At 65.7% G+C, this 25,388-nt stretch carries 23 protein-coding genes; 11 read left to right on the forward strand and 12 right to left on the reverse strand.

The features are described from left to right. Positions 1-219: 219 nt before the first annotated feature. The 6 genes from K3U96_RS24180 to K3U96_RS24205 all read left to right on the forward strand — a co-directional run bounded on the left by K3U96_RS24180 (position 220) and on the right by K3U96_RS24205 (position 7,770). A complete protein-coding gene (locus tag K3U96_RS24180) occupies positions 220-1,503 on the forward strand; it encodes a hypothetical protein (RefSeq protein WP_220691329.1) in 1,284 nt (427 codons plus the stop codon). 111 nt (positions 1,504-1,614) lie between these two features. After that, positions 1,615-2,484 (forward strand): glucose-1-phosphate thymidylyltransferase RfbA, encoded by an 870-nt coding sequence (gene rfbA, locus K3U96_RS24185; protein WP_220691330.1) that lies wholly within the window; start codon positions 1,615-1,617, stop codon positions 2,482-2,484. Beyond that, on the forward strand, positions 2,484-3,482 hold the full coding sequence (gene rfbB, locus K3U96_RS24190) for a dTDP-glucose 4,6-dehydratase (protein ID WP_220691331.1): 999 nt from the start codon (positions 2,484-2,486) through the stop codon (positions 3,480-3,482). Before rfbA ends, rfbB begins: the two co-directional genes overlap by 1 nt. 17 nt (positions 3,483-3,499) lie before the next feature. Continuing rightward, positions 3,500-4,942, forward strand: a complete 1,443-nt coding sequence (locus K3U96_RS24195) for a sugar nucleotide-binding protein (RefSeq protein WP_220693671.1) — start codon at positions 3,500-3,502, stop codon at positions 4,940-4,942. A 162-nt stretch (positions 4,943-5,104) separates the two neighbouring features. Next, positions 5,105-7,120 (forward strand): PGRS repeat-containing protein, encoded by a 2,016-nt coding sequence (locus K3U96_RS27085; protein ID WP_220691332.1) that lies wholly within the window; start codon positions 5,105-5,107, stop codon positions 7,118-7,120. Positions 7,121-7,566: 446 nt separating this feature from the next. After that, positions 7,567-7,770 (forward strand): hypothetical protein, encoded by a 204-nt coding sequence (locus K3U96_RS24205; protein WP_220691333.1) that lies wholly within the window; start codon positions 7,567-7,569, stop codon positions 7,768-7,770. Positions 7,771-7,781: 11 nt separating this feature from the next. On the opposite strand, the gene K3U96_RS24210 is transcribed toward K3U96_RS24205, so the two are convergent. From K3U96_RS24210 to dnaK, 4 genes are read right to left on the reverse strand one after another with little or no spacing between them, the layout of a single operon-like run. After that, complete coding sequence (locus tag K3U96_RS24210) at positions 7,782-8,150, reverse strand: heat shock protein transcriptional repressor HspR (RefSeq protein WP_220691334.1); 369 nt, start codon at positions 8,148-8,150, stop codon at positions 7,782-7,784. Next, entirely contained in the window at positions 8,150-9,328 is a 1,179-nt protein-coding gene (gene dnaJ, locus K3U96_RS24215) for a molecular chaperone DnaJ (protein WP_069404613.1), read from the reverse strand. Before dnaJ ends, K3U96_RS24210 begins: the two co-directional genes overlap by 1 nt. 35 nt (positions 9,329-9,363) lie before the next feature. After that, positions 9,364-9,966, reverse strand: a complete 603-nt coding sequence (gene grpE, locus K3U96_RS24220) for a nucleotide exchange factor GrpE (protein ID WP_069404612.1) — start codon at positions 9,964-9,966, stop codon at positions 9,364-9,366. Then, on the reverse strand, positions 9,963-11,837 hold the full coding sequence (dnaK, locus tag K3U96_RS24225; protein ID WP_220691335.1) for a molecular chaperone DnaK: 1,875 nt from the start codon (positions 11,835-11,837) through the stop codon (positions 9,963-9,965). The genes grpE and dnaK overlap by 4 nt, the downstream gene beginning before the upstream one ends. Positions 11,838-12,082: 245 nt before the next feature. Here dnaK and K3U96_RS24230 point away from each other — a divergent pair, with 245 nt between their 5' ends. Then, positions 12,083-12,532 (forward strand): hemerythrin domain-containing protein, encoded by a 450-nt coding sequence (locus tag K3U96_RS24230; RefSeq protein WP_220691336.1) that lies wholly within the window; start codon positions 12,083-12,085, stop codon positions 12,530-12,532. A gap of 14 nt (positions 12,533-12,546) precedes the next feature. Here the strand turns inward: K3U96_RS24230 and thpD are convergent, their stop codons facing one another. Genes thpD through ectA form a run of 4 tightly spaced genes read right to left on the reverse strand, consistent with a single transcriptional unit; the run spans position 12,547 to position 15,741 of the window. Next, complete coding sequence (gene thpD / locus K3U96_RS24235; protein WP_220691337.1) at positions 12,547-13,464, reverse strand: ectoine hydroxylase; 918 nt, start codon at positions 13,462-13,464, stop codon at positions 12,547-12,549. Next, entirely contained in the window at positions 13,461-13,850 is a 390-nt protein-coding gene (locus K3U96_RS24240; RefSeq protein ID WP_069404608.1) for an ectoine synthase, read from the reverse strand. Before K3U96_RS24240 ends, thpD begins: the two co-directional genes overlap by 4 nt. Before the next feature lie 17 nt (positions 13,851-13,867). Further along, a complete protein-coding gene (ectB, locus tag K3U96_RS24245; protein WP_220691338.1) occupies positions 13,868-15,154 on the reverse strand; it encodes a diaminobutyrate--2-oxoglutarate transaminase in 1,287 nt (428 codons plus the stop codon). A 47-nt stretch (positions 15,155-15,201) separates the two neighbouring features. Then, positions 15,202-15,741 carry a diaminobutyrate acetyltransferase gene (gene ectA / locus K3U96_RS24250; RefSeq protein WP_069404606.1) on the reverse strand — a complete coding sequence of 180 codons (540 nt, stop codon included), beginning with the start codon at positions 15,739-15,741 and terminating at the stop codon, positions 15,202-15,204. A gap of 260 nt (positions 15,742-16,001) precedes the next feature. Here ectA and K3U96_RS24255 point away from each other — a divergent pair, with 260 nt between their 5' ends. Genes K3U96_RS24255 through K3U96_RS24265 form a run of 3 tightly spaced genes read left to right on the forward strand, consistent with a single transcriptional unit; the run spans position 16,002 to position 17,889 of the window. Continuing rightward, on the forward strand, positions 16,002-16,946 hold the full coding sequence (locus K3U96_RS24255; RefSeq protein ID WP_220691339.1) for an LLM class F420-dependent oxidoreductase: 945 nt from the start codon (positions 16,002-16,004) through the stop codon (positions 16,944-16,946). A gap of 30 nt (positions 16,947-16,976) precedes the next feature. After that, on the forward strand, positions 16,977-17,417 hold the full coding sequence (locus K3U96_RS24260; RefSeq protein WP_069404605.1) for a hypothetical protein: 441 nt from the start codon (positions 16,977-16,979) through the stop codon (positions 17,415-17,417). A gap of 19 nt (positions 17,418-17,436) precedes the next feature. Beyond that, a complete protein-coding gene (locus K3U96_RS24265; RefSeq protein WP_220691340.1) occupies positions 17,437-17,889 on the forward strand; it encodes a hypothetical protein in 453 nt (150 codons plus the stop codon). Positions 17,890-17,967: 78 nt separating this feature from the next. On the opposite strand, the gene K3U96_RS24270 is transcribed toward K3U96_RS24265, so the two are convergent. The 4 genes from K3U96_RS24270 to K3U96_RS24285 form a co-directional block, all read right to left on the reverse strand. Then, positions 17,968-19,461, reverse strand: a complete 1,494-nt coding sequence (locus K3U96_RS24270) for a dynamin family protein (protein ID WP_069404603.1) — start codon at positions 19,459-19,461, stop codon at positions 17,968-17,970. 115 nt (positions 19,462-19,576) lie between these two features. Continuing rightward, positions 19,577-21,511 (reverse strand): dynamin family protein, encoded by a 1,935-nt coding sequence (locus K3U96_RS24275; RefSeq protein ID WP_220691341.1) that lies wholly within the window; start codon positions 21,509-21,511, stop codon positions 19,577-19,579. Between the two features lie 96 nt (positions 21,512-21,607). After that, positions 21,608-22,606, reverse strand: a complete 999-nt coding sequence (locus K3U96_RS24280) for an IniB N-terminal domain-containing protein (protein WP_220691342.1) — start codon at positions 22,604-22,606, stop codon at positions 21,608-21,610. Between the two features lie 254 nt (positions 22,607-22,860). Next, positions 22,861-23,376 carry an Rv0340 family IniB-related protein gene (locus K3U96_RS24285; RefSeq protein WP_220691343.1) on the reverse strand — a complete coding sequence of 172 codons (516 nt, stop codon included), beginning with the start codon at positions 23,374-23,376 and terminating at the stop codon, positions 22,861-22,863. A 239-nt stretch (positions 23,377-23,615) separates the two neighbouring features. On the opposite strand from K3U96_RS24285, the gene K3U96_RS24290 reads away from it, so the two are divergent. Then, entirely contained in the window at positions 23,616-25,385 is a 1,770-nt protein-coding gene (locus tag K3U96_RS24290) for an Hsp70 family protein (RefSeq protein WP_220691344.1), read from the forward strand. The last annotated feature ends 3 nt before the right edge of the window (positions 25,386-25,388 follow it).

Raw genomic sequence — 25,388 nt, forward strand, 5'->3', positions numbered from 1 at the left:
TAGCAGCGCGTCGCGCTCATCGCAAACCCGAATTCGCTGGTCAAACCCTGTGCACGCGGGGCGTTCAGCGGTAAAGCGGGCTCTCGGCCCATTCACCCGATCACTGGATTCACTGGATATTGTCCGCAAAGTAAATTAACGTGCAAAAAAGCCTCCGGACCTGCAGATGCAACGGTAATGTCCGGAACTGGCAATGTCCTACGAGGAACTAGGATTGCGATGGCTCAGCATCGAGTGAAAAAGCGCGGATCGTTGTTCGGCGCGTTGGCCGTCTCCACCGCCATTGCGACCGGTGCCGTCAATGGAGCCCCGGCCGCTAACGCGACGTGCTTCTCCGCCTTCGGGCTGAACAACGGCAACGGTTGTTCGAGCAACATCACGACAATCGCTATCGCGATCGGCCCCGGTGCCACTGCGAACGCCTCGTTGGGATTCTTCAGCACCGCGGTGGCGATCGGCTCCGGCGCCAACGCCACGGCTGCTCTGAGCGCCTTCACCGCCGCAACCGCGTTCGGCGACAATGCGACTGCCGCGGCAATGTTCTCCCTTTTCGGGATCGTCACCCAGGTGGGGCCGGGTACCGCGTCTTCGATTGGCGGACCCAACATCATCATCAGTGCCTCCCCGATGGGGAACGCGCCCGCTAATGCTGGCGCCTCAGGCGCGGGCAATCTCGTCTTGCAATTGGGTCCGGGCACCGCCTCAGCGATCGGTGTTGGCAATGCCGCGCTCGGTATTTCCCCTTGGGGCAACGGCACTCAAACCACTGTCGCCGGCTTCTTTGGCACTGCCGCTATCAACCTTTACAGCAACGCCTACGCCGCAGCACAAGGTTTCCTCGCGCTGGCGGTGAACGTCCTGGATTACACGCTGTGGCCATTCCAACCGCTGGTCCAAGCGCTCGAATGGATTGCCAACGGGCTCAAGAACCTGCTGCAGGCTATCGGGGTCCTTCCGGCGCCGGCGCCCGAACCGGAGCCAGGGCCAGAGCCAGAGCCAGAAGCCGCGCTGATGGCGGCCGACACCGCGGGCGCCGAAGAACAGCCTGGCTTCGTTGCCGCGCTCAAGATGGCAACAGAATCAACTGATGAAACCTCTGAAACCGGAACGGCCGAAGGCGAAGAGCAACCCGGTGAAGGCGAGGTGACCGACGAGATTCCCACCGAAGCCGAGGTGACCGACGAGATCCTCGCCGACGCGGAACTAACCCCCGAGACGCCCGCCGAAGACGCCACAATCGGTACCGACGTGGATGACGAGGCGGAGGTGGACGCGGACGTCGACGAAGAAGTCAGCACGGATGTCGACGCGGAGACAGACGATGAGACCGACACCGACACCGACCCGGTGACGGGCGAAAACGACCCCGCGGCAGTCAAGAACGATGACGATGGACCGGACGACACGTCGACCGCAACCACGACGACGTCGAGCACCACCGGCACCAAGGCAGACAGCAATGACTCAAACGTTTCCCGTGACACCGAAAAGGCGACCGCATAGTCGGCGCTGCCGGTGGTCAACTGAGCGGACAATGACTACGACCGCGCGCGGCGCGCTTGGTTCTCTACGCGCGGCTCCACTTTCGGGCGGCGTCTATCTACCGGCGGTGCCGTGAAAGGGATCATCCTCGCGGGTGGATCCGGTACCCGACTGCATCCGATCACGCTCGGGGTGTCCAAGCAGCTGATCCCCGTGTACGACAAGCCCATGATCTATTACCCGCTCTCCACCCTGATGCTGGCGGGTATCCGGGACATCTTGGTCATCACGACGCCGCACGACGCGGAAAGCTTCGAGCGACTGCTGGGTGACGGATCGCGATTCGGGGTGTCGATCACCTTCGCCCAACAACTCTCACCCGACGGGCTGGCCCAGGCCTTCACGATCGGCGAGGATTTCCTCGGGGCCGAAAAGGTGGCGCTGATTCTTGGTGACAACCTGTTGTACGGGCCGGGCATGGGCACCCAACTCAAACGTTTCGACGACATCGACGGTGGCACGATATTCGCTTACTGGGTCAGCGAGCCCTCCGCGTACGGCGTCGTGGAATTCGACGCGAGCGGAACGGTGGTGTCCCTGGAGGAAAAGCCCAAGCAACCAAGAAGCAACTACGCGGTCCCGGGGCTGTACTTCTACGACAACGACGTCGTGGCGATCGCCAAGGACCTCGCCCCCAGCGAGCGTGGCGAATACGAGATCACCGACGTCAACCGCGCCTACCTGGAGCAGGGACGTCTGCGTGTGCAGGTGCTGCCACGTGGGACCGCATGGCTGGACACCGGAACTTTCGACCAGATGACCGACGCCGCCGACTATGTACGCACGATGGAACGCCGCACTGGGCTGAAGATCGGGGTACCCGAGGAAATCGCCTGGCGCCAGGGCTTTCTCAGCGACGACGAGCTGTGTGAGCGGGCTATGACGTCGGTCAAGTCCGGCTACGGAACGTATCTGCTGGACCTCCTCGAAAGAGGCTGCTAGTGGCTCGGCTTCTCGTCACCGGCGGCGCGGGCTTCATCGGATCCAACTTCGTGCACTACGTCCTCGACCACACCGACCATCACGTCACGGTGCTCGACAAACTCACCTATGCCGGCAATCTGGCGTCGTTGTCCGGGCTGCCCGAAACCCGATTGAAGTTCGTCCATGGTGACGTCGCCGATGCGGAGCTCGTCGAGGAACTGGTGGCATCTGTCGACGCGGTGGTGCACTATGCCGCCGAATCGCACAACGACAACTCCCTCAACTTCCCCGAGCCATTCGTGCACACCAACGTGATCGGGACGTTCACGCTACTCGAGGCAGTCCGCAAGCACGGCACCCGACTTCACCATGTCTCCACCGACGAGGTGTACGGCGACCTGGCACTCGACGATCCCGCGAGGTTCACCGAATCCACTTCCTACAACCCGTCTTCGCCGTACTCCTCGACCAAAGCCGGCAGCGACATGTTGGTACGCGCCTGGGTCCGCTCTTATGGTGTGGCGGCAACGATTTCGAACTGCTCCAACAACTACGGGCCCTACCAGCACGTCGAAAAGTTTGTCCCACGGCAGATCACCAACATCTTGTGGGGTATTCGGCCGAAACTGTACGGCGACGGACGCAATGTACGCGACTGGATCCACGCCGACGATCATTCGTCGGCAGTGCTGCAGATCTTGGAAGCCGGCAGAGTCGGAGAGACGTATCTCATCGGCGCCGACGGGGAGCGGGACAACAGAACCGTCGTCGAGTTGATCCTGACCATGATGGGGCAGGATGCCGATGCCTACGACAACGTCGCGGATCGCACCGGTCATGATCTGCGGTATGCAATCGACTCGACAAAACTGCGCGCAGAGCTCGGGTGGCGGCCACGGTACGGAGATTTCGAGGAGGGGCTGTCGGCGACTATTGACTGGTATCGGAAACACGAGGACTGGTGGGCACCGGCCAAAGAGGCCACCGAAGCGTTCTACGCCCAACTCGGGCAATGACGGAGAAGTCAATCGAAATGACCGAGTACGGCAAGATATTTGACACCAAGGATTCACCTATTCCGGGGCTTTCGGTTTGGCAACTGCCGGTCCACGGCGACAATCGCGGCTGGTTCAAGGAGAACTGGCAGCGCGCGAAGATGACGGCCGCCGGGATGCCGGATTTCGGGCCTGTACAACACAACATCGCCTTCAACGAAGCGGTGGGTACGACGCGCGGTATCCATGCCGAACCCTGGGACAAGTTCGTTTCGGTTGCCGCCGGACGGGCGTTTGGTGCGTGGGTCGACCTGCGGGCGGGCCCGTCATTTGGAACAGTGTTCACCGTAGAGCTCGACCCGTCGCGCGCAGTCTTCGTGCCCCGCGGGGTCGGCAACGCGTACCAGACGCTGGCGCCGAATACCGTCTACTCCTACCTCGTCAACGATCACTACTCACCCGACGCGAACTACACATCTGTAGACCCTGGCGATGAGAGCGTCGCTATCGACTGGCCAATTCCGTTGAGCCAAGCGGTGATGTCGGACAAGGATCGGGCCCAACCGCGCCTGGCCGAAATCGAACCCATACCGTCGCCCAAGACCCTGGTCCTCGGCGCGGACGGACAGCTGGGCCGCGCTTTGCGCCACGCATACGCAGACACGACGACGGTCGAGTTCGTCGGGCGAGACGATCTCGACCTGACGGTGAGCGATCTTGATTCCGCGCGTGACTGGCGCGATTACGACACGATCATCAACGCCGCGGCGTACACCAGTGTCGATGCGGCTGAGACCGCAGAAGGACGTTCCGCGGCGTGGGCTACCAACGTCACCGGTGTGGCGGCCCTGGTGCGGGTGGCGGCCGCGCATCGCATCACCGTTGTCCATATCTCGAGCGACTACGTGTTCGACGGCACGAGCGCGCGGCCATACCGCGAGGACGACCCGCTGGCGCCGCTCGGCGTTTACGGACAAACCAAGGCCGCGGGCGATCAACTGGTTGCCACGCTGCCGCGCCACTACATCCTGCGCACGTCATGGGTGATCGGTGACGGACGCAATTTTGTACGCGCGATGTTGTCGCTCGCCGACCGCGGCGTGAACCCGTCCGTAGTCGACGATCAATTCGGGCGCTTGACGTTCACGTCGGAACTGGCGCGGGCGGTCCGGCACGTGACGGAGACCCGCGCGCCCTATGGCGTCTACAACGTGACGGGATCCGGTTCGGTTCGTTCATGGGTACAGATCGCACAACATACGTTTGCTGTTGCCGGCCACGACCCGAGTCGGGTGACCGGCGTGCCCACCACTGTGTACTTCGGCCAGGCCGAAGGACCCGTTGCTCCGCGCCCAGCCAACAGCGCGCTGGACCTGACGAAAATCGAGTCCACTGGCTTCGTCCCGGTCGACGCCGAGAACATGCTGACGAACTACATCAGGCTTGAAACCCGCGATAGCCACCACCTGACGCCGTCTTGACGCCGCGGTGCCGGAAACGCTTCGCACTCGACACTGCGTCGGTTGCGAAAGCGTGCAGATCACAAAGTCACGCGGAAAGCTTCAACTAGCAAATAGCTGAGACCGTCAATAAAGACTCGAAACCATAGGCTGCGGACGCAGGTAGCCGGTAGAGTGTCGCGGATGGCCGCCAGACACTCTGTGGCAAAGGGTGCCAAGAGTAGAGCAAAACGTCGCGCTGGTCGCCACCGTGAGCAGCAACGTCAGAGTGAAGTCGCGCTCTGGCTCGGCACAGGAGCGATCGCCGTCGGGGTATGCGCCGGGATGGCCGCCGGCGCCGGAGTCGCGCACGCCGACACCCCAAGCAACGATTCCCCGTCGGCCAGCAACAGCAAATCTGACGGACAGAGCACCGCAGATCGCGACACCACAGACAGCCGTGACACTACCGGCGTGACGCGTAACGCCGTCGGCGCCGCAGGTTTCGACGACTCCACCATTGACGATGCCGACAGCAGCTTGGACCCCACCGACGCGGACGACGTTGCAGCCCAAGACGACGAGGACATCGCCGAGGAAGAACCGGTAGACGAGGACCTCGAAGAAGAGGAACCGCTAGAAGACCTAGAGGACGAAGCACCCGCAGACGACGACCCGGTAGACGAAGAACCACCCGCAGACGACGACCCGGTAGACGAAGAACCACCCTCAGACGACGACCCGGTTGAGGGCGAAGTACCCCCTGACGAAGTCGTCATCGCCGACGACGACGCAACAGAGCCTTCAGCAGAGGACGGGTCCGCACCCGAAGTCGCCACGAAAGAGGACGACCCTCCCGAGGAGACCGTCTCGCCGAGCACCTCGGAACCGACGACCACTACCGTCGATTTGGCCACTCTCAGCGAGAAATGGCTTTCTCCGTATGGGGTCTCACTCACCCCGTCGGTGGGTGAAAAGCTGGTTGCCGCAGCAGACGACTCGGGCGGCTTGATCGGGGCGGCCGCCGAGATCACCCCGATGGCCGGCGAATTCGACTTCCTCCTCACCTTCCCTACCGTGGCCGCTTCGCTCCTCGCCCAGTTCCAGGCCGTGGTGGCGCCGATAACCATCCTCGATATCCCGATCTACCTGAGTCTTGAGGAAGTCGCCACCGCGTGGTTCACGAACGAATGGCGAGGGCGGCAGATCATCGGTCACGGTGCCGACGGGACCGCGGACAGCCCGGACGGCAAGCCCGGCGGTTGGTTGTTCGGCAATGGGGGCGACGGCTACTCTCCGCCCGCCGGCTCCGGTGAGAACGGCGGCAACGGTGGCGCCGCGGGGTTCATCGGCAACGGCGGCAACGGAGGCGACGGGGCGTCCGGCGGCACCCTCTTAGGTTTGGGCGTCAACGGTAGCTCCGGCGGCCACGGCGGCAATGGCGGCCACGCGTTCTTAATCGGCAAGGGCGGCAACGGCGGACGCGGCGGCGACGGTGGCGAGGGAGCGCTCACCCGCGGGAATGGCGGTCGGGGCGGTGACGGCGGTAACGGCGGGTTCCTCAGCGGTGACGGCGGCAACGGCGGTCGGGGCGGCGACGGCGATAACGGCGGCAACGGCGGCAACGGCGGTCAGGTTCTCAGCCTCAATTTGGGTTACCGACTCGTCCTCTGGGTCCCAGGACTCCTGGTGCCCGGATCCATCACGGGCGGCACCGGTGGAGATGGCGGCAACGGTCTGAACCCGCTGACGGGCACAGGCGGAACAGGCGGCGACGGCGGCATCGCGATCAACATCGAGTACGACCCCATAAGCACCGTTATCAACGTTCTCGCATATCTTCTGGGCACCTCCGGCGACCCCGCTCGGGCCATCGGTGGCGCAGGCGGCAACGGCGGCGACGGAACCGCCTTCGGCGGCAGCGGCGGCAAAGGTGGCGATGCGTACAACCTGCTGCACCCAGACGTGACAGATATTCCGGGGGCAGCCATCGGCGGCAACGGTGGTGTGGGTGGCGACACCTCGAATCTCCTCGGCGTACCCGGCTTTGGCGGGGCTGGCGGCGACGCCAGAGCTTTCGGGCCCCGCACCGCCGGGCAGGGTGGCATCGGCGGGAACGGGGGAAGCATCCTCACCGACGGCGGCGACGGCCAAGCAACGGAACCGCCCATCCTCCTCCTCACCCTGATCGACATCCTTGACTTCCTCTTCACGTTGTAGCGGTCCGATCCAGGCACGTGACTGCGGGCAGCGGCATGCGATCCGGGCGCTACTTGGTAACTGGAACCGATCGTAAAAAGCCAGAATTTAGGTAGCTCTGTCCGGCGCATCCCGGGAAACCGCGCGGTTATTACGCTGGATCCCGAGTATTTCGGGGCGGATGCGGTCGATTGGCACTCCAGCTACCGAGCGTGCTCAGTCAACGCCCCAGGGTCCAAGAGATCAACATTTACATCAAGGTGTGCCGTCATAGTTGCTGTGACTCAGGCTATTTGGTGACTAAAGTGGCCACGCGGAGAGGCGATCCCCCGTGGCCAAGCCGGAACGCGGCGCGCTAGACGACATCAACCGAAATAACGCAGGCGATAATTAGGGTAATTGCATAACGCCGTTCCGTTTCGCACAATTGTGGGTATCGAACCGTCATGTCACGCGATGTGGGAGCAATGAACAGGACCGACTTCGAGGTTGCTGTGGGTGCGGCGGCGCAGGAGGCGGTCTGGAAAACCCCACATCCGTTCACTCATCAGCTGGCCGACGATGACCCCCGCCGGGAGAAGTACCTGCGCGAGTACCAATCCTCGGTGGGTCGGCAGGTGCTTGAAGCCATTGCCCGGTTAACCAACGGCAACGCGTGCCGCAGGCATTGACACTCCCGCCCCTAACGCTGGTTGCGCGGCTGCCACACCACCAGCGCGGTGCTCTTGGCCCTGGGCTGCGCCCGTAGATCATCGATCTCGCGGGTCAACTCCTTGATCCGGGCCTGCAGCGCCTCGACCTGGTTGGTCAGCTCGATGATGCGTTTGATCCCCGCAAGGTTGACACCCTCGTCCTGCGACAGCCGCTGCACTTCCCGCAGCAGATCAACGTCATGCTGGGAGTAACGCCTGCCGCCGCCGGCGGTCCGCTGCGGACGCACCAGGCCCAGCCGGTCATAGGTGCGCAGCGTCTGCGCGTGCATACCCGCCAACTCGGCCGCGACCGAGATCAGGAACGTGCGGGCTTGGCTGCTGGAACGCTTCGCCGCCATCACGCACCTGCCCATCCCGCCCGCGGGTCAAAGCCGCTGGCGCGCTCGGCCTTTGCGTACGCCTCCAACGCCTCGACGGCCTCACCTTCAAGGTTCGGCGGCACCGCCACCTTGACGGTGACGAGCAGGTCGCCGTGGCCACCCGACCGCTTCGGCACCCCGCGTCCACGCACCCGAAGGATGCGCCCGTCGGAGGTCCCCTTGGGCACCCGCACCCCGACCTTGCCTTCCAATGTCGGCACGGAAAGTGTTGTGCCCAGCGCCAACTCGTGGAAGCTCACCGGAACGGTGACGGTCAGGTCATCGCCCTTGCGGCCGAACACCTTGTCCGGGCGCACATGCACGGTCACATACAGGTCGCCCGACGGTGCGCCGCGCAGCCCCGCTTCACCCTGTCCGGCCAACCGGATCCGCTGGCCGTCTTCGACGCCCGGCGGGATCCGCACGTTGATCGTGCGGGTGCGGGTGGTGACGCCGGTGCCCTTGCACTCCTGGCACGGGTGCTCGATGATCGAGCCGCTGCCCCGGCATTCGGTACACGGTTCGGAGAACCCGAACGCGCCCTGGTTGCGGCTGATCACACCGGAGCCGTTGCAGTTCGGGCAGACTTTCGGGCTGGTGCCCGGACGCGCGCCGCTGCCATGGCAATTCGTGCACGGCGCGGGGCTGGTGAGGCGCAACGGCATCGCGACGCCCTTGGTGGCCTCGAGAAACGACAGCTCCGTCTCGGTCTCCAGGTCGTTGCCGCGCCGCGGCCGGCTCGGCCGGGCCTGTTGGGCTCCGCGTCCGAACAGCCCGCCGAACAGGTCGCCGATGTTCGCGCCACCGGTCTGGCCGGCAGCATCGAACAGATCGTTCAGGTTGAACTCGACGCCGTCGGAGTTATATCCACCGAACCCGCCCCCGCCGCCACCGAACCTGCCACGACCGAATCCACCGTTGGCGAAAAGCCGTCGGGTCTCGTCGTATTCCTTCCGCTTGGCCGGATCCGTCAACACTTCCTTGGCTTCGGAGACGGCCTTGTACCGGTCCTCGGCCGCGGTGTTGCCCGGGTTGCGGTCGGGATGGTTCTCGGCGAGCAGCTTGCGCGCCGCCCGCTTGATCTCCTGTTCGCTGGCGTCGGAGGAGACGCCGAGCTCGGAGTAGAAGTCCTTCTCGACCCATTCACGCTGGGCCATATCGCGTCACCTCCTCACCATTTGCCTAGTCGTTATTAGGATTCTGCGGCTTCCTCGGTCGATTCGTCGCCGTTATCCGACGTGTCGGCCGAATCGGGCACCGTGTCGACGACACCCACCATGGCGTGCCGCAACACGAAATCGCCCACCTTGTAGCCGCGGCGCATCACAGTTCCCACGACGGGATGTGTGCCGTCGCCCTCATGCTGGACGGCCTCGTGCAGCTCGGGGTCGAAGTCCTCGCCCTCGTCACCGAATGCCGAAAGGCCAAGGCCGTCAAGGATGCTGGTCAGCTTGTCAGCGACCGCCTTGAACGGGCCGGACTCCAGATCACCGTGGCTGCGCGCCCGGTCCAGGTCGTCGAGCACCGGCAACAACTCGGTGAGGACGGTGGCCTTGGACCGCTCAGCGATGACCGTTTGGTCACGCAACGTGCGCTTCCGGTAGTTGTCGTACTCGGCCTTGACGCGCTGCAGAGTTGACTTCAGCTCGGTGACTTCCTCCGACGAACCCCCGGCTTCCGGCGCCGGCCCGCTGCGGGCCGGCCCGGTCGCCTGTTCACGGACTTCGCCAGTGTCGGGGTCGATACGCCGCTTGTCGGTGACGGTCACCGGCTCGTGCGAATCGTTCTGGCTCACTTGTTCTCCTGATCATCGTCGACAACCTCGGCGTCCACTACGTCATCGGCGGACGAACCCGCGGCGCCACCGTCGGCGGCACCGCCGCCTGCGGCCTGTTCGGCCTGGGTCGCCTCGTAGATCGCCTGGCCGAGTGCCTGGCTTTCGACGCCGAGCTTTTCCATCGCGGACTTGATCGCGGCGATATCGGTGCCTTCCAGCGCCTTCTTCGCGTCGGCGATCGCGCCGTCGACCTTGCTCAAGGTTTCCTCGGGGACCGCCGATCCACCTCCCGACTCGCGAGCTTCACGCTGTTCAGCGACGAACTTCTCCGTCTGGTACACCAGCGACTCGGCCTGGTTGCGAACGTCGGCCTCCTCACGCCGCTGACGGTCCTCCTCGGCGTGCGCTTCGGCATCCTTGACCATCCGGTCGATCTCCTCCTTGGAGATGCCCGACCCCTCCTGGATGCGGATGGTGTTCTCCTTGCCGGTGCCCTTGTCCTTGGCGGTGACGTGCACGATGCCGTTGGCGTCGATGTCGAACGTCACCTCGATCTGGGGCACGCCGCGCGGAGCGGGCGGGATACCGGTCAACTCGAAGCTGCCGAGCAGCTTGTTGTGCGCGGCGATCTCACGCTCACCCTGATACACCTGGATCTGCACCGACGGCTGGTTGTCGTCGGCGGTGGTGAACGTCTCCGACCGCTTGGTCGGGATCGTGGTGTTGCGCTCGATCAGCTTGGTCATCACGCCACCCTTGGTTTCAATACCAAGTGAGAGCGGCGTAACATCCAGCAGCAGAACGTCTTTCACCTCACCCTTGAGCACACCGGCCTGCAGTGCAGCACCCACCGCGACAACCTCGTCGGGGTTGACGCCCTTGTTGGGCTCTTTACCGCCGGTCATCTCCTTGACCAGATCCGAGACCGCGGGCATCCGGGTCGAACCGCCGACCAGCACGACGTGGTCGATGTCGGACACCGAGATGCCGGCGTCCTTGATCACCGACTGGAACGGCTTGCGGGCCCGGTCCAGCAGATCCTGGGTGATGCGCTGGAACTCGGCGCGGCTGAGCTGTTCGTCGAGGAACAGCGGGTTCTTGTCCGCGTCAACGGTGATGTAGGGCAGGTTGATCGACGTCTGCTGGCTTGAGCTCAGCTCGATCTTGGCCTTCTCCGCGGCCTCCCGCAGCCGTTGCATCGCCATCTTGTCCTTGGTCAGGTCGATGCCGGAGGTGCCCTTGAACTTCTCGACGAGCCATTCGACGATGCGGTCGTCCCAGTCGTCGCCACCGAGGTGGTTGTCGCCGCTGGTGGCGCGTACCTCGACGACGCCCTCGCCGATTTCCAGCAGCGAAACGTCGAAGGTGCCGCCACCGAGGTCGAAGACCAGGATGGTCTGCTCACTCTGCCCCTTGTCCAGCCCGTAGGCCAGCGCCGCGGCGGTGGGCTCGTTGACGATGCGCAAGACGTTGAGGCCGGCGATCTGGCCGGCGTCCTTGGTGGCTTGACGCTGGGCGTCGTTGAAGTAGGCGGGAACGGTGATCACCGCGTCGGTGATGTCCTCGCCGAGGTAGGCCTCGGCGTCGCGCTTGAGCTTCATCAGCACACGCGCGCTGATCTCCGGGGCGGTGTAGTGCTTGCCGTCGATCTCGACGGACCAGTCGGAGCCCATATGGCGCTTAACCGACCTGATGGTCCGGTCGACGTTGGTCACCGCCTGGTTCTTGGCGGGCTGGCCGACCAGCACCTCGCCGTTGCGAGCGAACGCGACGACGGACGGCGTGGTGCGGGAGCCCTCGGAGTTCGCGACGACGACGGGGTCGCCACCCTCCAGTACCGCCACGACGGAGTTGGTGGTCCCGAGGTCGATTCCGACCGCACGAGCCATAGCTTTGCCTCCTGAAATAGTCCTACTAGGTGTGTGAGTGCACCGCACTCAAGACTGCTCCGACGAATCCTATCCTGTCAAACCAGACTTGAGCCTAAGCCACTCAAGTATCGAAAGGGTCAACGGCGGCCCGCGCCGGTTTGTTCCCCGGGGGTCCCAAAAGGTCCGGCTGGCCAGCAGAAGGGCGTATTTCCTGGGCGTTTCCCTAGCATTGAGGAATGTGCCAATACTGCGGGTGCCGGGACATGCCGCTGATCCGTGACTACATCAGCGAGCACGCCCACGTGCTCAACCTCGGCGGCGAGGCAGTCCGCGCGATCAACCGCGGCGACCTGCCGACCGCGCGGGACCGACTGGCCGCCATGGCGGAGGAACTGCGATCACACTTCCGCGGTGAGGAGACCGGTCTGTTTGCGGTCATGATGTCCACCGACGACCTGTTCGCACAGCACATCGAACCCCTTGTCCGCGAGCACCGCGAACTCGAGGCGCTGCTGGCCACGGTCGACATCGCCGGCGCCGAGGGCCAGCAGGCCATCCGCGACGCGGTGGAACACCTCTTCGAGCACACCAGGAAAGAAGAGGACGGGCTTTTCCCGGCGGCGCTGACATCGCTGGACGGTGACCAGTGGGATGCCGCGATCCAGGCGTGGCACGACGCCCACCCGGGGCGGGAAATGGTGCGCTGGGCCTGACGAAACGCCGGGGGTTAACGCACCGCGGGCGGGTGCAGCCCGAACGGCTCGGCGCTGCGCGCCGCCAGGTACTCCGGCCGCGGGCGCGCCGCGGCGAACGGATCGGCGAGCGCGTTCTCCGTCGAGTTGAACACCAGGAAGATGTTCGACCGCGGCAGCGGCGTGATGTTCGACCCGGAGCCGTGCAGCAGGTTCGAGTCGAACCAGATCGCCGTGCCGGCAGCCCCGGTCAGCTGGTCGATGCCGTATTCGGCGGCGGCCTTGGTCAGGGTGTCCTGATCGGGCACACCGGTTTCCTGCCGGACCAGCGAAGAGGTGTGGTGGTTGTCGGGGGTGGCACCGACGCACGGGTAGAACACCTGATGCGATCCCGGCATGACCATCAGCGGGCCGTTGTAGGGGAAGTTGTCGGTCAACGCGATCGAACACGAAACAGCGCGCATGGCGGGCATGCCGTCCTCGGCGTGCCAGGTTTCGAAGTCCGAATGCCAGTAGAACCCGGTGCCGGTGAACCCGGGCATGAAGTTGATCCGGGCCTGATGAATGTAGACCTCGCTGCCGAGTACCTGCCGCGCTATCGGTATCACGGTCTCCAGCCCGACCACCTCGGCGACGAGGTCGCTGATCAGGTGCGGCTCGAACACCGACCGGATGCTGCCGCCGGGTTCGTGGATCACCCGCGGGTCGTCGCGGTCGAGCTCGGCGCCGATGCGCTCGAGCTCTTGGCGCAGCGGCGGTAGCCAGTTTGCGCCAAGGGTGCCGGGCCGAATCATGTAGCCCGCCTGCGCGTAAGCGTCCAAGGTGGCCGCGCTGAGCGGGCCGTCGTGCGGACCGCCCCACACGGTCGGCTCGGAACGGGGAATCGGCGCGACCGCGTGGCCAAGCCGGGTCGGATAGGGGTCGTGCACGCGGGGCATCGTGACGGCGCTCATGCTATCTGCGGCGGCGGATAAGCGCCGGTTTCGTCGTGGACTTCGGTCCCGGTCACCGGCGGGTTGAAGACGCACAGCATTCTGAGTTGCTCGTCGCAGGTGACCCGGTGCCGTTCGTGACCGTCGAGCAGGTACATGGTTCCCGGGCCGAGCCGGTATTTCTCGCCGGTCTCGAGGTTGGTCAGCGAGCCGCTGCCTTCGACCACCCAGACGGCCTCGACATGGTGCTGGTAGTGGAACTCGCTGACCGAGTTCGCGTCGATGGTGGTCTCGTGGAACGAGAAGCCGACACCGTCACCGGCCAGGATGATCCGCTTGGACCTCCACGCGCCGTCGGAGACGTCGCGTTCGGTGCCGGTGATCTCGGCGGTGGTACGCACAATCATGGATCGAACACTTCCTATCAGGAGACCGTCGCGGTGACAGCCTCGGCGAGAATGTCAAGGCCGCTCTCGAGTTCGTCTTGCGAAATAGTAAGTGGTGGAAGGAGTTTCACGACCTCGTCCGAGGGGCCGCTGGTCTCCATCAGCGCGCCCCGGTCGAATGCGGCGCGGCAGACCTGCGAGGCCAACTCGGTGGACTCGAACTTCAGGCCCTGCGCCATTCCGCGTCCCCGCGCGGAGACGCCGTCGTGCGCGGCGGCGATCTCCTCGAGACGAGCCCGCATGAATTCACCCTTACGCACCGTGTCGTCGGTGAAATCCCCGCTCTGCCAATAGTTCTTGAGGGCATGGGTGGCGGTGACGAACGCGGGGTTGTGGCCCCGGAAGGTGCCGTTGTGCTCCCCGGGCGCCCAGACGTCCAGATCGCGACGGAACAACGTCAGCGCCATCGGCAACCCGTACCCGCTGATCGACTTCGACAGCGTCACGATGTCGGGCACGATACCGGCCTCTTCGAAGCTGAAGAACGGACCCGTTCGCCCGCAACCCATCTGAACGTCGTCGACGATCAGCAGGATGTCGCGCTTGTGGCACAGCTTCTCCAGCGCCTGCAGCCACTCGATGCGGGCGACGTTGAGCCCGCCTTCACCCTGCACGGTTTCGACGATCACCGCGGCCGGCCGGTTGAGCCCGCTCCCGGAGTCGTCGAGAACCCGTTCGAACCAGTGGAAATCCTCGGTGACGCCGTCGAAGTAGTTGTCGTACGGCATCGGGGTGGCGTGCACCAGGGGAATGCCCGCGCCCGCACGTTTCATCGAGTTGCCGGTCACCGAAAGGGCGCCCAGCGTCATACCGTGAAACGCGTTGGTGAAGCTGATGATCGACTCGCGCCCGGTCACCTTCCTGGCCAGCTTCAGCGCCGCCTCAACAGAGTTGGCTCCGGTCGGTCCAGGGAACTGCACCTTGTAGTCCAGGCCACGCGGCTTGAGGATCACCTGTTCGAACGTCTGCAGGAACTCCGTCTTCGCGGACGTGGCGATATCCAGGGAGTGCACGATCCCGTCCCCCGCGAGGTATTCCAGAAGGGGTTTCTTGAGTTCGGGGTTGTTGTGCCCGTAGTTCAGCGCACCTGCGCCGGCGAAGAAGTCCAGATACCGCCGACCCGACGTATCGGTGACCCAGGACCCCTGGGCGCTCTCCATCACTGCGGGCCAACCACGACAGTAACTGCGCACTTCGGATTCCACCGAGGTGTAGACCTCGGGAAGCTCGGATTCGGACAGGGGGGTCAGTATCGCCAGCGACATGCAGTCAATCCTCAGTTTCGATCAATCAGTTTACGGTTTCGGACATTTCATGCGGTTAAAGATGCCGTGATCGGGCCGATGCGTAGCAGCGGCTCGTCTTCGTGCTCCCCGTCGGCAGCAAGGAGTGCGGAGCTGAAGTGTGGGCTTTCGGCCAGCGGCACCCCGTGGCGCCGGGCGAACGCCCCGAAGAACGCCCGTGATGCCGCATTGCTCGGGGCAACCGTGGTCTCCACGGTGACGGGGTGTCCACAGCGGTCCTGACGGACGCGGCGCACCAGCGCATCGAGCATCGCACTGGCCAGACCCTGCCCGCGCGCGGCGTCGGAAACGGCCACCTGCCAGACGAACAGCACATCGGGGCGGGCCGGCGGGTGATAGCCGGTGATGAGCCCGCAGAGTTTGCCGTCGCGCTCCGCCACGATCGAGGTGTCGGCGAAATCGGTCGCCAACAACAGGTAGGCATACGACGAATTGAGGTCCAGCACACCGGTCGCAGCAACTAAGCGGTGCATTGCGAGCGCGTCTGCGGCCGTCGGCGAGCGCAGGGCACCAGCCCACGATTGCGGGGCACGATTGAGAGCGGACATAACCAGTTAGCAGTCACCACCGAGCAGTTGTCGACCATCGTCAGTTCAGTTCATCGGTGTGCCGACCGTAAGCCAGGCTCACTAGCCGATCAAGCGCGCCGACCGGCCCGATCGGCGGTCAAAACCTCGAGTTCACCCCGCAACCCTGCGCAAACATCGGGCCGGGTTGCGTCCGCGACCGGGGCGTGAGCGTTATCGAATCGTTATCAAATCGGGCATGGAGGTGAGCTGCGCCACTACGTGGCCCTACGCTGGTGCGTGTGAACTCTCTGTCGAATTTTCGGGTGTTCGTCGAACCGCAACAGGGCGCCTCCTACGCTGACCAACTCGCCGTCGCCCGCGCCTCCGAGCAACTTGGCTACTCGGCGTTCTTCAGGTCGGACCACTACCTCGCGATGAGCGGCGATGGTTTGCCCGGCCCGACCGATTCCTGGGTCACGCTGGGCGGCATCGCGCGTGAGACGTCGGCGATCCGGCTGGGCACCTTGGTCACTTCGGCGACGTTCCGCTACCCGGGCCCGCTGGCGGTTTCGGTCGCCCAGGTCGACGAAATGAGCAGCGGACGGGTCGAACTGGGAATCGGCGCGGGCTGGTTCCCGTCTGAGCACGCCGGCTACGCGATCCCGTTCCCGCCTGTGGGCGAGCGGTTCGACCGGCTCACCGAACAGCTGGACATCCTCACCGGGATGTGGACCACACCGCACGGCGGCACGTTCGACTACTCCGGCGCCCACTACACCGTGACGAACTCGCCGGCGCTGCCCAAACCCGCGCAGTCACCACACCCGCCGATCATCATCGGCGGCACCGGCGCCAAGCGCACACCGGCGCTGGCCGCGCGGTTCGCCGCCGAGTTCAACGTGCCGTTCGTTTCCCTTGACGTGGCCAAGACCCAGGTCAGCCGGGTCGGCGCGGCGTTGACGGCGGCCGGTCGCTCCGCTGAGTCAATGGTCTTCTCGGCGGCGTTCGTCGTCTGCGCGGGCCGCGACGAGCCCGAGATCGCCCGGCGGGCCGCGGCGATCGACCGCGACGTCGACGAGCTGCGCAGCAACTCTCCCCTGGTGGGTACGCCCGCCGAGATCGCCGACAAGCTCGCGGCCTACACCGACGCCGGTATCCAGCGGGTCTACCTGCAACTTCTCGACATGTCCGACCTCGACCATCTGGAGTTCTTCGCCCGCGAGGTCGTCCCCGCGTTGCGCTGAACGCGCGCTAACGAATGCCCCGCGGCTACGATGCGTGCCGTGACCCGCCGGGACGACGATCGCGACGACGGGCAACCGTGGCACAACCGAACGCCCGCGGTGGTCGGGGCGAGCATGATCGGCCTAGCCGTGATCGCCGTTCTGGTGCTCGCCGTCTCCGTGCTCGCCCGCCAGTCCAGCGAGCCCGACCAAGCCCCGCTCGACTTCGTTGAGCCCACCTATTCGGCGCCCGCGCGTCAAACGGCCACCACGTCCACCACCACCCCGACGATCACCACCACGAGCCCGCCGCAGACGACTGACCTGTCGGCAATCGAGACCACGTCGACGTCGGAAACCACCGCCGAAACCGAGACCACCTCCAGCGCAGAGTCGAGCACCGAAACCGAGGACGAAGAGACCACGACCGAGCGCACCACCCGTCGCCAACCGCGCACGAATGTGACGCGCACGCTCTATCCGCGGCCCTGAGCGCCTACTATCGGTGCCCGTGGCGCGATACGGACCCCCCGACGATCCGAATTACCCCGACGACTCACCGACGGAGTTCTACGGCACCCCGCCCGAGGAGCCGACGCCGTGGTATCGCAAACCCGCCGCGCTGGTCGCGTTCGGTGCGCTCGGCGCGGTGCTGATCGCGCTTATCGTGTGGGGTCTGGCCCAGTTGATCACCGGTGGTGACGAGCCGACGGACTCCGAAACGTTGACCCCGCTCACCACAACATCACGGTCGGTCGTCACGACGGTGCCGTCGCGCGAAACCGTCACGGAGACAGTGACTCCCACCACCACCGCGCCGCCCACCACCACCACCACCACCACGACGACCACAGCGCCCACCACCACGACCACCACGACCACCACCGAACCGACCACCAGCGTCAGCACGAGCACCGAGACGGTGACCGAGACCGTCACCGTTCCGCCCGAGGGCGAGGGCTGAGTCCAGCGGCGGTAGGCCCATTTATTCAGCGGTGAGGGCGGGATTTCAGCTGATCTCCCGCCCTGACCGCGCGGAGGGTCAGCGACCGCGCGCGGCGTATTCGGCCACCAACGCCTCCGCGCTGCGCACCGCCGCACGGCACGCCCGCGTGGTGAACGGGTCGTTGAGCGGATGATCGGCCCGCCGGCGCCACCGCTGCGCTGCCGCGAACGCCGCCCTCGGCCCGTCGTAGGGCGCCTCGGGCTGCAGGCCGAGTCTGCTGGCGGCGTCGGTGCCCGAGCCGCCGATGATGCGGCGCAGCGACGCCATTTCGTCATCATTCAATGTCGTTGGCCGCGAATGTAACTGGGACAACAAGCGCAGCTCTTCGAAGGCGTGGGTGTCGGCCAGTAACGGGTCGATGTCGGCGATGATGTACGGCGTCGCGTAGATCGGGTGGTTCTGCACGAACTGTCGCAGCGACAGCAGCGCGGTGTGCGCCTTGAGCAGATCGGATCGTTGCGCGAACTGTTGATCGATGACGTCGCGCAGCGCCACCAGGCCGCTACGTTCCAGCAGCTCGTCGGCCAGCGCCATGGAATCGGTGACACCGGCGCGCAATACCGCGATCGAGATCCTGATCCCGAACATCCCGAACCGGTCCAGCAGCGCAGCCCGGGTGGCGGCGTCGACCGGCAGTGCACTGTCCTCGCGCACGAACCGGTCCACCGACAGCATCGCCTTGGTCAACTCGGTGGCGTCCACCGCGGCCAACTTCTCCAGCGCGACGAACTCGCCCTGCCGCAGCGTGCGGGCGGTGAGCGCGAGCAGACCCGACACCGGCACCACCGCCTGACAGATCCCGGTCCTGTCCATCTCGCTGGTGAAGCGGGCTGCGACGTCCTTGGCCGACAGCATCGCGTCGATGCGTCCGGCGCCGATCTCGTCGGCGCGCGATACCACTCCGATCACCCCGAGCGCTCCCGCCGATCCGCCGACCAACTCGCCGATCTGCTTGAGCAGCGCGATGTCTGGCGCGTTCAGGGTGCGCAGCAGAAACACCACGGCGTCGACACGAGGCACGCCGTCGTCGGGCACCAGCAGCCGCAGCGTGCGCTCGGAGACGTCGCGGTTCAGCGACGACGTGCCGGGGGTGTCGATGATCGTGGTGTCGATCAGTTCGGCGGCCGGCCACTCCACGTCGAGGTCCACGATGTCCTCGGGGTCGAGCGTGGCGAAGTCGAATGTGAGGCCGCCCGCTGCCGGGTCACGACCGATCGGCACATTGGACCGCCGTCCGCCGACGTGATTAGCCGTCACTTTCGGTGTCGGCCCGTGCCGGAACCACGTGACGATGCGGGTGGCCTCTGTGGCGTCGGTGGGTGCAATGTCCTCTCCGACAAGGGCATTCACCAGGGTGGACTTACCGGCCTTCAGGGTCCCGGCCAGCGCGATGCGGATCGGCTGGTTGAGCCGGCGGCCGATGCGGTCCAGTTCGTTGTGCACATCGGGGCGCTGACGGTAAGCGGGATCGGCGCGGTAGGCCTGGATGGTTCCGCCCAGGATCGCGCGCACTCGATCGCTCGTGCTCATCTCGCGCTACCTCGACGTCCTCCCGCTCGGTAAAGGCCGGAAGAACCAGCTTAGGCACCGCGGGCACCAGCGCGTCCAGTGGCCGGTTATGACACGCCGCGGACGAGTTCGGGTGTCATGACTGGTCGCTCGGCTGGGCGTGATCGCTCACCTGCCGCAGGATGTTGAGTTGGCGCTCGAGTTCGCGGATCCGGTTGTTGCGCTCGGTTTCTTCGAGCTTGGCCGAGGCGATGGTGGCCTGCAGCGACTCGTTGAGCGATCGGGTGGTCTGGTTGGCGATGCCGCGGTAGTGGTCACGCAACTGGCGCTGGATGCCCTTGAGGCGATCCCGTGATTCCTTGCTGACCACGAACTGGGTGTCGTCGATGAACCGGCGGGTGTTCAGCTTGGCTTCGTTGCGCACCCGCATCATGCGGTTCTCCATGTTCTCCTTGTAGGCGGTGCGCCCCATCAGCAGCCCGGCCCCGATGGACAGCGGGTTGAACATGCCCAAACCGGCGAACGACGTCATCATCCCGAACATCAGCACGCCACCGTAGGAGCCCTGCATGCCCATGGTGACCTTGCGGCCCTTGCCGACCGGCTTGGCTTCGAGATTGGCCAACGATTTGATCTCACCGAGGCTCGCGCCCATCTGGCTGGGGTCGATCTGCGGCATCTTGACGGCCTCGAGACCGGCCTCCACAAACGTGCGCGCGACCTCGGCGGCCAGCACCTCGGCGCGCTGATAGGCCCACACGAAGTTGTCGCCCACCGCGGTAGCCACCGCTTCCTCCAATTCGGCGCCGATCTCGGCCCAGTGGTGGGTGGGATCGCAGTTGTCGATCACCTTCTCGATGTGTTGGCTGATCACCCGGAACCGGCCGCGCAGGTCGTGGTCGACGTCGGCGGTCAGGTCCGAGATCCCGTCGTTGAGCACCTGCTGCCACAGCGCGGTCTGCTGCAGCGCGTCCTGGGCTTCCTGTTTGCGTTGCTCGAGTTCGTCTTTGAGCCGTTCGCGCGTCTCGGGATCGTTCAGCGCCGCCAGCTCGGTCTCCACCGCCATCGTGAGATGCTCTGCGGCAGAACGAACCTCGTTGATAACCAAATTGCCAATCCGGTCGTTCTGCTGCGCCAGCACCTGTTCGGTGAGGAACTTCACGATGGCGGGAAAGTTCGACTCCGCGTTGAGCTCTTTGTCGTTGAGCGCGATGGCGTGGCTGCGCAGCAGTGACGAGGACGGGATCATCGGGATGTCCAGGCCGGCATTTTGCAGATGGGCCTTGTTGGCCTCGACGATCTGACGCCAATGCGGGTAGAGATCGGTCTTGGTAGCGATGATCGTTGCCAGCGGGCAGATTTCGAACGCCTGCCGCATGAAGGTCATCTCCGGCTCGGTGAACTCCTGGCTGGTGTCGCTGCACATCAGCACCGCGTCGGCGTCGGGCAGCAGACCCAGGGTCGCCGACAGGTGCGGCTGACCGTGACCGCCGACGCCGGGCGTGTCCACGAACGACAACCCGTTCTTCAACAGCGGGCTGGCCGCGGTGACCTCGACCCGCAGCACCTGCCGGCCACCGGCTTGCGGCGCGCGGCGCAGATCGGTTTTGATGTCGGCCATCGTGATGTCGATCGCGTCGGGCTCTTCGCCTTCGCCGCGCGCCACAATGATTTTCGCCGACGCCGCCTCGCCGTACGTCACCACCGTCGGCAGCACCGTGCTCTCGTCGTCGCCGACGCGGGCCACCGGCACATTGAGCAGCGAGTTCAACAGCTGGCTCTTGCCCTGTTTGAGCTGACCGGCGACCACCACCCGGATCTGCGGGTCGGTGACCCGCATCTTGGCCCGGGACAGCCGCTCGACCAGGTCATTGCGCTCGTGCGCGTCGGCGATCTTGCTGGTGTGATCGATCAGCTCGACGATGACCTTCACCTGTTTGGCCCGCCCGCCGGCCGTGGCTGGTTTGGCCGGCCCGCCGGCCGTGGCCTGTTTGGCCGGCCCGCCGGCCGTGGCCTGTTTGACCGGCCCGCCGGCCGTGGCCGGTTTGGCCGGGTCTTTCGGTTCCGTCATGGGTTCCTCTTGTCGAAAGCGCTGTCTGCTAACGGTAGATGCGCCAACTGGCGGGGATCAGTTTTTGATCCCCGCCAGTTGCGCGATGCGGTTGCGTCAGAAGATGCCCACGTCGTTGCTCACATCGACATCGGTGTTGACCTGGCCGGAGTTGTCGGTGGAGTTGTCCACCGAGTTGTCCTGGCCGGAATTGTCCACCGAGTTGTCGACGGAGTTGTCCACCGAGTTGTCCTCGACGCTCGCGCCGCCCGAGATACCTCCGGACACCGAGCCGTCGATGTCTCCGACGTTGGTCTGGTTGCCGTCGACGTTGGTGGTGTCGGCGTCGTTGATGATGATGCCGCCACCGCTGCCGCCGGCTCCGCCGGTGGCGTTGCCGCCGTCGTTGCCGACGCCGATCAGCCCGCCGCCGCCGTCCCCGCCGACCGCACCGCCGCCGTTTCCGCCGCTCATGTCGACGTCGTTGATGACGGGGCCGTCGTTGTCGGAAATGATGTCGCCGCCCGCGGTCTGATCGCCGCTGTCGTCGATGTCGTTGTCCTCACCGATGTTGACGTTGGAGTCGTCGATGTCGCCGGTGTTGACGTTCTCGTTGTCGTCGCCGACCACGTTGCCGTCACCGTCGACGTTGGTGGCGTCGATGTCGCCCGCGGTGCCGGTGTTGACCACTCCGCCGTCGGCGGCGGTGTTGGTGGTCTTGTCGCCGAAGGTGATGTCGCCGAAGTCCAGGCCGAGGTTGACGGCACCCTGCTGCTGGTCGTGGCCGGCGATGTTGTTGACGTCGGTCTCGGGGCTCAGGAAGCGGGTGTCGTTGTGGCTGAGCGTGTCGTTGTTCGACCAGAGGTCGGTCTGGCGCTGCGGCGCGAACGCGATGCCGTGGGTCTGGGCGACGGCCTGCTGCAGCCCGACGACCGGGTCGCCGCCGCCCTGCAGGACCGCGGCCGGCGCCACGGTGGCGGCCACGGACTGCACCTGCGCGGCGGTCAGGTTCTGCACGCCGGCGGTGGACATCGCCCGAGCGGGATCGGCGATGAACTCCTGGGCCCGAACCGGGTCGCGGAACAGGTTGAGGATCCAGTCGATTACGTTCGTCATTTCTTCGGTCCTTTCACTTGCGGAGGAGCTGGGTTACCGGGCTGTCCGGCGAACTGACACCCACGTTATGGAGCGGACGACCCCCGCGGAACGGGGTCGAAACCCCTCCCCGCTGCCCGTCATCCGGGGCTACCCCAACGCCAGCCGTTAGGGGATTAGGGGATCCGTAGGGGATGGCGCTGACCAGCCCGAACAACGACGAACTGCGCGGCAGTAAACCTGCCGCGCAGTTCGGATAGTTGACGGGGGAAGGATCAGAAAATGTCGAACCCGGATGCGTCGGTGTCGACGTGGGTCACGTCGACGATGGCGTCACCCGGATCGCTCTCGGTGTGCGCCTCGTCGGCGGGGATGTCGTCGATGACGGGCACGGGCATGTCTGCGTCGTCGAGCATGCCGAGTCCGGTGTGCAGCGCCTCGTCGGGTTCGTCGACGACGTTCACGTGGTCGACGATCAATGCGTGCGCGTCGTCCACCACCGAAACCGGTACGTCGTCGCCGAACGCGTCGAAAGCAGCGGTCGCCGCGCCGGTGGCCCAGACGTTCGTCGCGGCCTCACCGAGGCCGTCCAGGCCGGCCACGGTCGGCACATCGGTCACCAACGACGACATCGACTCGGAGACCACCGGAATCAGCGCGTGGACGTCAGCGCTGGTCACGTTGGTCAGGTTGGCGTCGGAAATCGCTTGATCGGGGTCGGCGGCGAACCGGGCAGCGGTGTCGGGATCACGTAGCACCGACATCACAAAGTCGAGCAGCGAGTTGGCCACGAAACACCCTCCTTCCCAAAGCAGATATACATGCGGTGACAGCGCTACGGTTTACGCCTGTCTATGGCTTGATTCCGATGCTATCGACGGCGAACCCGCCGGTGATCGGTGCCGAACCCAGCTCTACCTATCCCGCATTAGGGGGATGGGCGTTAGGGGTTTTCGACGCACTAGGGGATGTGCCGTAGCTTGGCGCGCCCAACCATTATCGTGAAACACGGCCAAACGTAGAGGTGAAGATGAGCGACTCACTCGGGTTGTCGATCGGGATGACCAACCTGGTGGCGGCCCGCATTGGCCGACCCCCGGTGATGCGTCGCTCCATCCTCACCCTCTTCCACGACCGTCCCGCCGAAGTCGGCCTGCCCGCCCGTGATTCCAACCAGCCCGGTCTGGTGCTCAGCGGCTTCGTCGAACGGGTCGGGGACCCGGTCCCGCTGGTGGCGGCCGACGGGTCATCGCACCGCGGCGAATACGTGCTCGTCGAAGCGCTCGACGCGATGGCGCGCACCGTCGGCGGCGGCGCCCCCATCGCGATCGCGGTCCCCGCTCATTGGGGGCCGGCGACCGTCGGCGCATTGCGTGGCGCATTGCGCACCAAGCCGCGCCTCATGCCCGACGGGGTGCCCCCGGCGCTCATTCCCGATTCGATCGCCGCGCTGGCGTCTCTGCAGGCCGCGCCCGGATTACCCGCAGACGGCGTCATCGTGTTGGTGGATCTGGGCGGCAGCGGCACCAGCATCACGCTGGCCGACGCCGGGTCGAATTTCGACCCAGTCGGCGAGACCGTGCGCTATCCGGACTTCTCGGGCGACCAGATCGACCAGGTGCTGCTCAACCATGTCACGACCGGCATCGCCGAGGCCGGCAACGCCGACCCCACCGGGACGCTGGGCCTCGGCTCGCTGGCCCGGCTGCGCGACGAAGCGCGAAAGGCCAAGGAGCGGCTGTCCGCGGAGACGGCCACCGTGGTGCCCGCCGAGTTCCCCGGGTTCAACTCCGACGTGCGGGTGACCAGAAGCGAGCTCGAGCAGCTGATCGCGGCGCCGCTGGCCGGCCTGCTCGACACCATCGAGGAGACCTTGCAGCGCAGAAACATTGCGCCTGCGAGTATCTCGGCCGTTGCGACCGTCGGGGGCGGTGCGAACATTCCGCTGGTCACCGCGCAACTGTCGGAGCGACTGCGCGCGCCGGTGGTCACCACCCCGCAGTCTCAGCTCAACGTGGCCGCGGGTGCGGCCCTGGTTGCCGACCGTGGCCTTGCCGCGGACGCACCCACCGGGATGGCACCGGCCGCTGCGGACGCGCCGACGAGCATGGCCGCCGCGGCGTGGGCCGCGGGTGCAGCAGGTGTGGCCGCAACCGAGTCGGCGGCAGACGGCGCCGCGTCCGCGACGTTCCGCGCGCTCGCGTGGTCGCAGGACGACTCCCCCGCCGGTGAACCCGTGCCGTACGCGGGCGAGGACTACACCTTCGACCAGGGCGCCACCGGCGCCCGCCCGCCGATGGCGTTCGCCCACGAAGAGGAGGGCTTCGAACCCGAACCTGAGCCGCTGCCCTGGTACAAGCGCCCACCGATTCTGTTCGGCGCAGCGGCGGCGGCCGCGCTGCTGGCCGTCGGCGGGCTCGCGGTCACGTTGACCAGCACCAGCAGCGACACAGGTCCGGTCACCGAGACCGCAACCACGGTCGAGACCGGGCCCTCACCGGAGGGCCCACCGACAACCGTTGCGCCCCAGACCATCACGGTGACCGGAACCGACGGCCAACCGACCACCTCGGTGGTGCCGCCACCTCCCCCACCGACCACGACGACCACGGCGCCGACGACCACGACCACCACCACCACGACGACGACCACCACGACCACCACGACCACGGCGCCGACGACCACGACCACGCCGCCGACGACCACCCGCACGACCGTCACAACAACCTCGCCGCCTGCACCGGAGCCCGAACCCGAGCCTGAGCCCGAACCGGAGCCTGAGCCGGAGCCGGGGGCGTGACCT

Source organism: Mycolicibacterium holsaticum DSM 44478 = JCM 12374, from assembly GCF_019645835.1.
GTDB classification, from domain to species: Bacteria; Actinomycetota; Actinomycetes; order Mycobacteriales; family Mycobacteriaceae; genus Mycobacterium; species Mycobacterium holsaticum.